The 12,318-nt window shown below is 37.8% G+C and carries 8 protein-coding genes; 7 read left to right on the top strand and 1 reads right to left on the bottom strand.

Annotation, left to right across the window (positions count from 1 at the left end; all coding sequences use genetic code 11):
* Positions 1–221: 221 nt before the first annotated feature.
* Positions 222–2,375 carry an FG-GAP repeat domain-containing protein gene (locus tag ACXACJ_RS12190; protein WP_475134668.1) on the top strand — a complete coding sequence of 718 codons (2,154 nt, stop codon included), beginning with the start codon at positions 222–224 and terminating at the stop codon, positions 2,373–2,375.
* Positions 2,362–5,655: a VCBS repeat-containing protein gene (locus ACXACJ_RS12195; protein ID WP_475134669.1), complete on the top strand. Its 3,294-nt coding sequence runs from the start codon at positions 2,362–2,364 to the stop codon at positions 5,653–5,655. Before ACXACJ_RS12190 ends, ACXACJ_RS12195 begins: the two co-directional genes overlap by 14 nt.
* A 63-nt stretch (positions 5,656–5,718) precedes the next feature.
* On the opposite strand, the gene ACXACJ_RS12200 is transcribed toward ACXACJ_RS12195, so the two are convergent.
* Complete coding sequence (locus ACXACJ_RS12200; RefSeq protein WP_475134670.1) at positions 5,719–6,288, bottom strand: fibrobacter succinogenes major paralogous domain-containing protein; 570 nt, start codon at positions 6,286–6,288, stop codon at positions 5,719–5,721.
* A gap of 407 nt (positions 6,289–6,695) precedes the next feature.
* On the opposite strand from ACXACJ_RS12200, the gene ACXACJ_RS12205 reads away from it, so the two are divergent.
* The 5 genes from ACXACJ_RS12205 to ACXACJ_RS12225 all read left to right on the top strand — a co-directional run bounded on the left by ACXACJ_RS12205 (position 6,696) and on the right by ACXACJ_RS12225 (position 12,317).
* Positions 6,696–7,664, top strand: coding sequence for a VWA domain-containing protein (locus tag ACXACJ_RS12205; protein ID WP_475134671.1), 969 nt, complete (start codon positions 6,696–6,698; stop codon positions 7,662–7,664).
* Entirely contained in the window at positions 7,661–8,614 is a 954-nt protein-coding gene (locus ACXACJ_RS12210) for a hypothetical protein (protein ID WP_475134672.1), read from the top strand. The genes ACXACJ_RS12205 and ACXACJ_RS12210 overlap by 4 nt, the downstream gene beginning before the upstream one ends.
* A gap of 166 nt (positions 8,615–8,780) precedes the next feature.
* A complete protein-coding gene (locus ACXACJ_RS12215) occupies positions 8,781–9,959 on the top strand; it encodes an acetyl-CoA C-acyltransferase (protein ID WP_475134673.1) in 1,179 nt (392 codons plus the stop codon).
* 54 nt (positions 9,960–10,013) lie between these two features.
* Entirely contained in the window at positions 10,014–11,330 is a 1,317-nt protein-coding gene (locus ACXACJ_RS12220) for a toxin-antitoxin system YwqK family antitoxin (RefSeq protein ID WP_475134674.1), read from the top strand.
* 42 nt (positions 11,331–11,372) lie between these two features.
* On the top strand, positions 11,373–12,317 hold the full coding sequence (locus ACXACJ_RS12225; RefSeq protein WP_475134675.1) for a phosphoribosylaminoimidazolesuccinocarboxamide synthase: 945 nt from the start codon (positions 11,373–11,375) through the stop codon (positions 12,315–12,317).
* Position 12,318 lies beyond the last annotated feature (1 nt).

Consider the following 12,318-nt stretch of genomic DNA (forward strand, 5'->3'; position numbering starts at 1 on the left):
TTATCTCTTGCTATTCTTTTTATTTTCATACGGGCTGAAGAAAAGGTCTTTAAAAAGATTGCCTTTCTCTAAAAACATATGAATTTCATAGAAAGCCAAATGGTTATTTTTCTCAAGAGTTTATTTATCTTAAAAGAATGAATTGCCTAAAGATTTTGCTCTACCTTCTGATTTTTAGTTTAATTATATCCTGCTCCAATCAGAAAGAAACCAATTCGGAAATGTCAATCCTGCTAGAGACAATACATAATAAAGTTAATCCGTCAGAAATCACTTACTATTTCAATGAACAAAGAGCTTTTTTTTATGATTCATTAAGAAAAAAGCATAACACAGAATCAGAAGAATACATTTCTTACAGCTATTGGAGTTTTAGAGAAAAGTTAAATGCAGGAAATACTGAGAACGCCATTTTTGACATAGATTATTTTCTTTCTGAAAAAGAGAAAAAGGGATCATTACTAAACAAAAAGTGGGATTACTTCTTCAAAAGATTATTGGCGATTGCCTATATAAGGCTTGGAGAACAAGAGAACTGTTTAATTAATCATAGTTCTAGTTCATGTATCATTCCTATCTCGGGAAACGGAATCCATAAACTCACAAATGGATCCGAAAAAGCTATTGAAATTATTGAAGATATATTAAAAGATCATCCCGATGATTTAGAACTTAAGTGGCTTTTAAACATCTGCTATCAAACACTTGGTGAATACCCATTTCGAGTACCGAAAGAGTATTACATTCGCATGGGAGAATCTGATTCATCTGTGCTCATTGAAAAATTCATCGACATAGCACCAAATCTGAATCTAAATTCACAATCTATAGCAGGCGGATCTATTCTTGCCGACTTCAATAATGATGGATTTCTTGATATAGTATTTTCCTCTAGCGGCACAAAACCTTCTGATCAAACAAGATTATTCCTAAACAATGGATCAGGGCAATTTTCGGAAGCCACTCAACAAGCTGGACTCAGCGGTTTAGTTGGGGGGCTTAACTGCATCCCAACGGATTACAATAATGATGGATGGGTAGATATATTCATATTAAGGGGAGGATGGTTTGGACGCTGGGGGCAACACCCTAATTCGTTACTAAGAAACAACAGAGATGGTACTTTTACAGATGTAACTAAAGAAGCGGGTTTATTAACCTTCCACCCTACTCAAACTGCCACTTGGGCAGATTTTAATAATGATGGCTGGCTAGATGTTTTTATAGGTAATGAATCAACGGCTTCCACAAATAAGGGAAAAACTAACTTTGGGAAAGCACATGAGTCAGAGTTATTCATCAGTCAAAAAGACGGCACTTTCAAGAATATAGCACAAGAAACGGGCCTAAATTTCACAGCGCTGATTAAAGGGGTAACCACAATTGATGTGAACAATGATGGACTTCAAGATCTATACATTTCAATTATGGGAGGCAATAATAAGTTAATGCTTAATCAGGGAGGATTACAGTTCGTTGATATAGCCAACACCGCAGGAGTTTCTGAGCCTTTTGTAAGCTTTTCCACAGGAGTTCTGGATTACAACAATGATGGATTCGAAGATATTTTTGTCTGTTCATATACCACAAGTTCAAACCCTATAGCTGCTGAAGTAGCCTTTGAAATGCAGGGTAATGAAGCTAAAGCGGCAATTCCTCGTCTTTTCAAGAATAACGGAAACGGCTCATTCACTGACGTAACTAAAGAAACGGGACTCCAAAAAGCTATATATGGGATGGGATTCAATTTTGGAGATCTAGATAACGATGGCTTCTTAGATATGTATTTTGGCACAGGCGACCCAAACTTCGAAAGCCTTATACCCAATAGAATGTTCAAGAATATAAATGGCGAGTATTTTACAGAAGTAAGCTTTCAAGGAGGTTTTTCAAACATCCAGAAAGGCCATGGGATAAGCTGGGGAGATATAGACAATGATGGAGATGAAGATATTTATATCGCAATGGGCGGAGCTCATGAAGGTGATACTTATCAAAATCAACTATTGTTAAACCCTACCATCAATAAAAACTGGACAAACATTACCTTATTAAATAAAGATAAAAAAGGATTCGCTATAGGTGCTAAGGTTCATATTATCACAAGTTCAGGGCAGAGTATCTACAGAAGAATATCGTCTGGCGCTAGCTTTGGAGGCAACAGCTTTGACCTGAATATCGGTATAAGCAAAGCAGAAAACATTGATACATTAGAAATTTTCTGGCCCAATAAAGAACAGCAGCAAACTTTCACAAATATTCCTATCAATACCAAAATTGTTATTACAGAGGGGAACAGTGAATTAGAAATCCTATCTCGTCAAAAAATAGATTTTAACACTATCGAGACTTCTTTTCAACATGATCATCAATAAACAGACTAAGCAGTCCTTTTATCTGCTTATAAGCATATTGGCAATATTTACCACTAGCTGTAGCCATGCCGACAAAAATGCAAATTCACTTTTCAGACTTCTACCTTCATCAAAAACGAATGTTGATTTTGAAAACAAACTAACGGAGACGAAAGAGTTAAATCTTATGAACTTTGCTCCAATCTATAATGGCGGAGGAGTGGCAATTGGTGATTTCAACAATGATGGACTAGAGGACATCTTCTTTACAGGCAATATGGTATCCAACAAACTATATATCAACAAAGGAGACCTAAAATTTGAAGACATTACCAAGAAAGCAGGATTATCAACCGATATCTGGAGTAATGGCGCATCTGTTGTGGATATCAACTCAGATGGCTATATGGATATTTACATTGCTGTTTCGGGGCCTAATAAAGAGAAAAGAAAAAACCTGCTATTCATCAATAACGGGGACTTAACTTTTTCTGAAAACGCATCATCTTATGGATTAGACAATGACAATTACTCAACTCACTCAGCTTTTTTCGACTATGATTTAGATGGAGACCTAGACATGTACCTTTTGACATATGGAAATAATGAAGGAACAGATTTAAAGTTGGTAAATAAGAAAATCACTGATGGCTCCTCTGTTTCAAACGATAAGCTTTTTAGAAATAATGGTGATGGTACATTCTCAGATGTAACCATTGAAGCCGGTATTCTTATCGAAGGCTACGGACTAGGATTAGCGATCAATGATTTCAATGGAGACAACTACCCTGACATTTATGTAAGTAACGATTTTCTCTTTGATGACATTATATACATCAACAATCAGGACGGTACTTTTTCTGACCAATCCAAATCTTATTTAAGGCACACTAGTCAGTTTGGGATGGGCATTGATGTCCAAGATTTCAATAATGATCTTTTACCGGACATTGCTCAAGTGGATATGATGCCTCGTGACAACTATCGCCAAAAAAAGATTCTAGGGCCAATGGCATTCGACTTCTTCAATCTTTCAATTAAGGAAGGTTACACTCCTCAGTACATGAGAAATAGCTTACAGCTAAGCAGAGAGACAAGCGGTTTTTCAGAAATAGGACAATTTGCAGGCATCCATGAAACAGACTGGAGTTGGGCTCCATTATTCGCTGACTATGACGCTAATGGCTCAAAAGATCTGATTATAACAAATGGCTTTAGAAGGAATGTTACCGACTTTGATTTCAGGAATTTTGTCAGCGAACAGTTAGAACTAGCTAAAGAAGAAGGCAAAGACCCAAATGCCGTGGCATTAGCTATCATTAAAAAGACAAATGACATTAAACTTAACAACTATGCATTCTCCAACAATGGAGATTTGACTTTTGCCAATAAATCAGAAGAATGGGGTTTTACTGACCCTACATGGTCCAACGGGATGGCTTATGCCGACCTAGACAATGATGGAGATTTGGATTTGGTAGTGTCAAATATTGACGACAAGGCTTTTATTTATGAAAACACCCTTGATCAAAAAGAGAAAGCAGCAAACCATTTAAAAGTTAAACTTAAAGGTAATAAGGAAAACTCTAACGGAATTGGAAGCACAATAAAAGTACAACAGAATCAATCACAACAATCTCATTATCAATCTTTAAGCCGAGGCTATTTATCTTCTTTAAGTCCAATAGCGTATTTTGGTTTTGGCAATGACTTTTCTAAAGTATCCATTGAAGTTATTTGGCCCAACGGGCTCAAGCAAACAAAAGAATCCACTCCTAACTCAACCGTAGAATTCGACATAAATCAAGCTCATGAAAGGGTTAATCTCAATCAAGATAACCAAACAATGGAATTAGAAAATATAGCTAAATCCTTTGGTCTTAATTTTACCCCTTCAGAAAATGAATATGTTGATTTTTATTATGAACCTCTGTTACCCCATAAATTCTCGGAAGAAGGGCCGGCAATGGCAGTTGGAGACATCAATGGAGATGGTCTAGATGACATATTCATAGGTGGATCTTCAGGCTTTTCGGGCCAGATATTCATTCAACAGTCAAACCAAAAGTTTATCAAATCTGAATTTGGATTTGATAAACAGTACGAAGACGTAGCAGCAGTTCTTTTCGACATGGACAATGATGGTGATCTTGATCTTTACATTTGTTCGGGAGGAAATGAATCTCCCAAAAACAGTCCAACCTATCAAGATCGACTTTACGAAAACAATGGAAAAGGCTTGTTTACAAAAACCACAGACAAGTTGCCAAAAATGCTTTCAAGCTCTTCCGTAGTTAGAGCTTCAGATTTTGATAATGATGGTGATCAAGACCTCTTTATTGGCGGTAGATTGAGTCCGAGAGAATACCCTCTTCCCGGCACATCTTATATTCTAAAAAATGAAAATGGTCACTTTATAGATGTAACTAAAGAGCAATCTCCAGAATTGCAAAGAATCGGAATGATTACGGATGCCCAATGGGAAGACATGAATAACGATGGGCAAGTAGATTTAATTATTGCAGGAGAATTTATGCCCATTTCAATATTTGAACAATCGAACGGGTCTTTTATAAATCAAACTGCCAAATATGGTTTATCATCTTATTCAGGATGGTGGAACACCGTCTTTATTAGTGACATAAATCAAGATGGAAAAAAAGATATCATTGCAGGAAACCTAGGTCTAAATACCAAATACAAAGTATCTGAAAATGAGCCTCTCAGTATTTTTGCTAAAGACTATGATAAAAATGGCATGATAGACGCTATCATGAGTTGCTACATTGATGGAGAACAACATATACTTCATTCAAAAAGTACGCTTGAACAACAAGTTATCTCTTTTAAAAAGCGCTTTTTCAAACATGAAAATTATGCTTCAGCAAATTTTGAAGAAATACTACCTATTGAACTCAGAGAAGGAGCGTATATTCGTCATGCAAATACTTTTGAACATATGGCCTTCATTCAAGAAAATGGAAGTTTTAAGGCCTTGGCTTTACCTAAAGAAACACAAATAGCACCTTTAAAAAACATCATTAAATTAAATGAAAGCTACTTTCTTTCTGGTAATGATTACTCCACTGAGGTTACCGTTGGGCAATACGATGCAAGCCATGGCTTCGAACTAAAATTCAATATTCAAGAAAATCGCTTCGACATTATCAGAAACTCTCATTACAGAGCTGCAGGCAACATTAAGAACGCAGTTGTTGCAAGAGTTAATAATGAAAAAATAATTGTACATGGAGTTAATAATGGTGAGATACTGGTAACCAGCCATTCTAATAAAGAATAAAAAATAAAGGTCTCCCCGTATGGGAGACCTTCCTAACCAAAACACTCGTGTGGGTGTCAAAAACTATATCTCTTTTTTAATTAATCTCACTGCCATTTGCTTGTCATTTGAGTTTCCGTGAAAACCGTATTTCAATTCTCTGTTTGGAACCTCGACATAACTTGCATTTCCATTTTCATCTTTTGTCCAGTAAAAACTGAACTGGCCTTTTCCGAAGTTTCCTGAAACACTATCGTTCAAACCTAGATTATCGAATCTAAACTGATAGTAAGTTGAAGGAATAAGGCTGCTTGGTGCTTCACTAAATCCAGCTGATTTAAAAAGCGCATCCCAATCGGCATGAGAAGGAATTTCCCAACCTTCTGGAATTTGATTCACAATTTCTTCGAAAGAGAAAAGCTGATTTCCTTTGCCAAAACTCATGGTCATCCAGATAACATCACCAAATTCAGCTGTAGGGTAAGCCTTTCCAGTTTTCAAATCCACCCAATCTTGGCCTGGCAACCAGTAGTCATTTACATCTGAAGCATAAACCACGGTTTCTTCATGATCTTTGCTCATTAAGTAATCAACGGGTGCAGCAGCTACTGAGCTAACGAAGACAAGAGTTAATATGGCTTTGTAAATTTTCATTCCGTTCACTTTCGACATTTCAAAGGTCTGGAATTACAAAAGCCTATATGTTGGCAATTCGCTTGAAATTGAAATTTAGGTGGATTGCGCAAACGCAATCGGTGAATCACCTAGCCAAAAATTACAAGCACTGAAAATCAAATATTTACGATCATTAAAACACACAAAACAAGCTACAGACTAAGCAAAACATAAGTTGAACCTCATAGAAAACTTATAATTTCAGAATCCAATATTTAGAATTGTGGACGGTAAAATCCTAGATACACAATCTTCTCCAGTCTATTTTTTTGCTCGATCAAATTCATCATTAACAATCTTTAACAACACATTTTGCCATATGGCTTGACAAACGGTTGAGCTTGGCGTTTATTCATTGTTATCTTTGCTAATTAGGAAAATACGCAATGACCTGGTTTAAATCCATAGATCTTACTGACGGCATTTTTATCGCCTTATTTATATTGGCCTATTTGGCCTACATCTTCCGTTTGGTATTAGTTTCCAAAAGGTTGAACACAAGCTTTCGCCCCCTATTGCTGAAAATCATTTTGAGAAGTTTGGCCTTTGGCCTTATCATCTTCTCTTTAATGGGGCCATCGTTTGGAGAAACCTCAAAAGAAGTAAAATCGGAAGGCAAGGATATTTACTTGGCAGTTGACTTATCGCAGTCAATGAATGCTGAAGACATTGAGCCTTCGCGACTAACCAAAATCAAATACGAACTCAATAATATTGTTGAAGCTTTCAATTCAGACAGAATTGGAATCATCATTTTCTCTTCAGAAGCATTTATCCAGTGTCCACTTACTTACGATCAAAGTGCGCTCAACTTGTTCATCAGTACGCTTCGAACTGATTTAGTACCGAACGCAGGAACAGATTTTGGCGCACCCTTAAACATTGCCATCGACAAACTCGATAATCCTGACGCCCCTATTACGCAACAAAAGTCAAAAATCATTCTGATGATTAGTGATGGAGAAGATTTTGGAGAAGAAACAGATAAAGCGGCCAAAAACGTGGTAGACTCAGGCGTAAAGCTGTTCGCTTTAGGGGTTGGAACCGAAAGAGGAGCTCGAATTCCGGAAAGAGGCGGTTTTAAAAGAGATAGAAACGGCCAAGAGGTAATAACAAAACTTAACTCTGAGTCGTTGAGAAAACTAGCAGCGGACACCGGTGGTAAGTACTTCGAAATCAACGAAAACCAAAACGATGTAAACCGCCTCATCAGAGCTATCAATGAAGTGGAAGGTGAAATAAGAGACACTCGCCAGATTGATGCTTCAGCCAATAAATTTTATTACTTTCTAGGAGCAGCCATTCTTTTGCTCATCTTAGATGTATTTATCAGAAGAAAGACATTGAGAATATGAAATACTTAATTTCTATCATTTTACTATTTTCCAGCGTAACAGACCCTGTTACAAAAATTGCCAAGTCCAACGCGCTAAAAAAGGAAGCGAAGGAAGCCTATAACGATGGCGATTACGAGAAAGCCATTTTTGCCTATGGCGAATTAATTGACTCTCTAAAGGTTAGTGATGACAATGCTCAGCTAAACCTGGCGAACGCTGCCTATTTATTGGCCTATGGCGAAGAAGGAAAACTGGGCATTTTGAGTCAAAATGCGGACAAAATGGACAGTGCCGAACTTAGTGAAGCTTCAAAATACTTGGAATATGCAAGCTTAGCAGAACGCAATTATGACGATTTGGCGCAGCATTCAACTGATAAAGTTGTTGCTTCTAATTCTTTCAATCAAAAAGGCATAATCGCCTACAAGAGAAGCGAAAAAGCCGAAGCGCAAGAGAAGAAGTCTTTCACGAATGAAGCCTTAAACAACTTTAAGGACGCACTTCGCAAAAATCCTACGAACGAATCGGCTCGCTACAATTACGAATTGTTGAAAAAAATAATTCGCGAACAAGAAGAGCAGCAAAAGGATCAACAGAAAGACGACAAACAAAAACAAGATCAGGAAAAGAAAGATCAAGAGAAAAAGGATAAGCAGGACCAAGAAAAGCAGGATCAGGAAAAGAAAGATCAAGAGAAAAAAGAACAGGAGCAGCAAAAGCAAGATCAGGAGAAAAAGGATCAGCAGAATAAAGATGAGCAGAAGGAAAATGAAGAGCAGGATCCTGATCAGAAACCTGAAGAAAAAGATCCTATGGAAAAACTGAAAGAGAAGTTAAAAGAAATGAACATCTCTGAAGAAAAAGCCAAAATGATCTTAGAAGCGATGAAAAACAATGAAATTCAATACGTTCAACAGAACAAAAGAAAAGCTTCTAAGAAAAAAGACACAAGCAAACCAGATTGGTAATCTCAGTTCAGAAATTATTTCAAAGCCCCAAAATGGGGCTTTTTTATTTTCCACCAAATCAGTTCAAACCTATCGAATTTTAGACTTTCTACTCCTTTCAAAAATTTGTTTGCATGCTTAATTTGTTAACTTTGCTAACACTCGTTAGGTAAATAAATTATTCGATATGAACGAAGTATATATAGTATCGGCTGCCAGAACACCTATTGGCAGTTTCGGAGGGAAATTAGCAGGATTTTCAGCTACTCAGCTTGGCTCATTGGCTATAAAAGGCGCTTTGGAAAAAGCAGGCATAGAAGGAAGTCATGTACAAGAAGTACTTATGGGCAACGTAGTTTCGGCTGGCCTTGGCCAAGCGCCTGCTCGCCAAGCCGCAATTGGCGCAGGCCTTAGCAATGAAGTACCTTGTACTACAATCAACAAAGTTTGTTCATCAGGAATGAAATCCGTGATGGTTGCGGCTCAATCTATTATGCTCGGGTTAAACGATGTAATGGTTGCCGGTGGCATGGAAAGCATGACCAACATTCCTTACTACATCCCTAAAGCTCGTTATGGCTACAAATATGGTAATGGAGAATTACTCGATGGCTTGGTAAAAGATGGGCTGTGGGAAGTTTACAATGAGTTTCCTATGGGAAATTGCGCTGATAATACAGCCAAAGAAATGGGCATTACCCGCGAACAGCAAGATGAATATGCCATTAACTCTTACAAAAGAGCAGCAGCTTCTACAGAGGCTGGTTATTTCAAAAATGAAATCATTCCGGTAGAAATTCCTCAGAGAAAGGGCGATCCGTTGATTATGGATACCGATGAGGAATTCACCAACGTATTCTTCGAAAAGATCCCAAGTCTTCGTCCGGTATTCAGTAAGGACGGAACCGTAACCGCGGCAAATGCTTCTACTATTAATGATGGTGCCGCAGCTATGATTCTAATGAGCAAAAAGAAAGCAGAAGAACTTGGAGTGAAGCCGATAGCAAAAATCAGAGGTTTTGCTGATGCTGCTCAAGATCCGCTTTGGTTTACAACGGCCCCTTCAAAAGCTATTCCTAAGGCAATGGCAATGGCAGGTGTAAGCAAATCTGATGTAGACTTCTACGAAATCAATGAGGCCTTTTCAGCAGTTGCTATCGCCAATAATATGGAGTTGGGTCTAGACCCAGAAAAAGTAAACGTTTTTGGCGGTGCAGTAGCATTAGGCCACCCATTAGGGGCTTCAGGCTGTAGAATTATGACAACCTTAACTTCTGTGCTAAGTCAAAAAGGTGGAAGCATTGGTGTAGCGGGTATCTGTAATGGAGGCGGAGGTGCTTCTTCTATGGTTATTGAGAAACTTTAACTGATTCTATAATAAATACCAAAGCCTTTCGTAATTTTACGAAAGGCTTTTTTTATGAAAAATCTTCTCATCCTTTTTATAGGCATACTAACCGGCTCGAGCTTACTCGCTCAGCAAAAAGTGGTTAAGTACTTCAAACCCGAAAATAAGATCGTTAAAGAAGAATACTTTATTCTAGATAAGGATTCTACCAAAATCCATGGAGACTACGTGAAGTATTATGAAGAAGGAAGCGTAGCGATGAAAGGGCGTTTTGACAACGGCAAACCTGATGGCACCTTCAACGAATTTTACGAAAATGGCCAACTTCTAAGTAAAATCACTTTTGAAGACGGCAAGAAAACAGGCCCGTTCGAAATCTTCTCTAGAAATGGAAAACCAATCCAAAAAGGTGGCTATAAAAATGGTGAACTCAATGGCCTGGTTACCTCCTACTATGAAACTGGTGTAAAAAAAGCTGAAACGCAGTTCAACGACAGCACTCCCATTGGCTGGGCAAAGGAGTATTACCCTTCAGGAAATATAAAGTCGGAATTCACTTACAAAAACGCCATTCAAGATGGCCCGGCAAAAAATTATTATGAAGGCGGCCAAGTATCCGCTGAATTCAACTATGCCAATGGTGTAATTGAAGGCAAATACCTAACCTATTATAAAAATGGACAAGTGGAATGGCAATTCAACTATGTTGGAGGCTATAAAAACGGCCCATTTAAGCGATTTGATGGAGACGGAAGCCTTTTGGATGAAGGTCAGTATATAGACGGAATTTTGAATGGAGAAACTAAATCCTATTACCTGGATGGAGCCTTAAAAGAGAAATTCACTTTTATTAAAGGAGCCAAAACCGGCCTCAATTACACTTACTACGAAAGTGGCAAAGTGAAAAAAGTAGAGAACTACACAAGAGTTACGCAAGATGTAACCACCGAAGAATATTTCGAAAATGGAAATATCAAATCAAAAGAAAGTTACCTGAATGCTATGCCTAATGGCACCTGGGTTGAATTTCACCAAAACGGAAAAAAGAAAACAGAGACACCTTACAGCAATGGAGTAATCAATGGATATGTAAAACATTACTCTACTGAAGGTATTTTGGAAAAACAATCGCCTTATCAATACGGTCGAAATACAGGGATTGAAACCAGCTTTCTTCCAAATGGAAAAGTAAAAAGCGAAACCAGCTATGTTAATGGCCGAAAATCAGGCCGATTTGTAGAATATTTTGATGGCAAAAACATCAAAATCAAAGGAAATCACCGCTACGATTTAAGAGAAGGCACTTGGCAATATTTCAACCAAAAAGGAACTGTGATTAAGCAAGAAGCTTATTCTCGAGGTCAACTTATGAGTTCGTCAGAAAACTAAGCTAAGTTAAAGTACAATTCATTTTTTGACTATTTTTGCCGAATGACCTCAGGCATTAAAGAAACCCATTTTAGCTTTTCAGGACAGGTAGATTTTTACCGTGGAAAAGTAAGGGACATTTATTTCTTCAGCGACTTTTTGGTAATGGTCGCTTCCGATAGAATTTCAGCATTTGATGTGGTACTTCCTCGTGCCATTCCTTATAAAGGCCAAGTGCTCAATCAGATTGCTTCTAAGTTTTTAAAAGCAACAGAAGATATCGTCCCCAATTGGATTCAATCTTCACCCGACCCTAATGTTAGTGTAGGTTTGAAGTGTGAAACTTACCCTGTGGAAATGGTAATCCGTGGTTATTTGGCAGGCCATGCTTGGCGCGAATACCGCGATGGAAAAAGAGAGCTTTGTGGGGTTTCACTTCCTGAAGGACTTAAAGAGAATGACAAACTTCCTGAGCCGATTATTACACCGACTACCAAAGCTAAGGAAGGTCATGACGAAGACATTTCTAGAGAAGAAATTCTTAAACAAGGCTTGGTATCTGAAGCAGAATATGTTCAGTTGGAAGATTACACCAGAAAGCTTTTTGCGAGAGGAACCGAGCTTGCTGCAGGCCAAGATTTAATCCTTGTAGACACCAAATATGAGTTTGGGCATAAGGACGGGAAAATCTATTTGATTGATGAAATCCACACACCAGATTCTTCACGCTATTTCTATAAAGAAGGCTATCAAGAACGTCAAAATGCAGGCGAAAAACAGAAACAACTTTCGAAAGAATTTGTTAGACAATGGTTAATTGAAAATGGTTTTCAGGGCAAAGATGGCCAACAAGTACCTGAGATGACCGATGATGTTGTTAAATCGATATCAGAAAGGTATATTGAGCTTTTCGAGCAAGTGACAGGGGACAAATTTCAAAAACACCCTATTGAAGAGATTGAGAAAAGAATAGAAAGTAATATCAACAGATATTTAAACGAAAAGTAAA

The organism is Roseivirga sp. AWQ4_251 (assembly GCF_056158225.1).

Bases quoted from the DNA above. Each gene is read 5' to 3' on its own strand.
- ACXACJ_RS12190 (WP_475134668.1), top strand. From the start codon at position 222: ATGTCAATCCTGCTAGAGACAATACATAATAAAGTTAATCCGTCAGAA.
- ACXACJ_RS12195 (WP_475134669.1), top strand. From the start codon at position 2,362: ATGATCATCAATAAACAGACTAAGCAGTCCTTTTATCTGCTTATAAGC.
- ACXACJ_RS12200 (WP_475134670.1), bottom strand. From the start codon at position 6,288: ATGAAAATTTACAAAGCCATATTAACTCTTGTCTTCGTTAGCTCAGTA.
- ACXACJ_RS12205 (WP_475134671.1), top strand. From the start codon at position 6,696: ATGACCTGGTTTAAATCCATAGATCTTACTGACGGCATTTTTATCGCC.
- ACXACJ_RS12210 (WP_475134672.1), top strand. From the start codon at position 7,661: ATGAAATACTTAATTTCTATCATTTTACTATTTTCCAGCGTAACAGAC.
- ACXACJ_RS12215 (WP_475134673.1), top strand. From the start codon at position 8,781: ATGAACGAAGTATATATAGTATCGGCTGCCAGAACACCTATTGGCAGT.
- ACXACJ_RS12220 (WP_475134674.1), top strand. From the start codon at position 10,014: ATGAAAAATCTTCTCATCCTTTTTATAGGCATACTAACCGGCTCGAGC.
- ACXACJ_RS12225 (WP_475134675.1), top strand. From the start codon at position 11,373: ATGACCTCAGGCATTAAAGAAACCCATTTTAGCTTTTCAGGACAGGTA.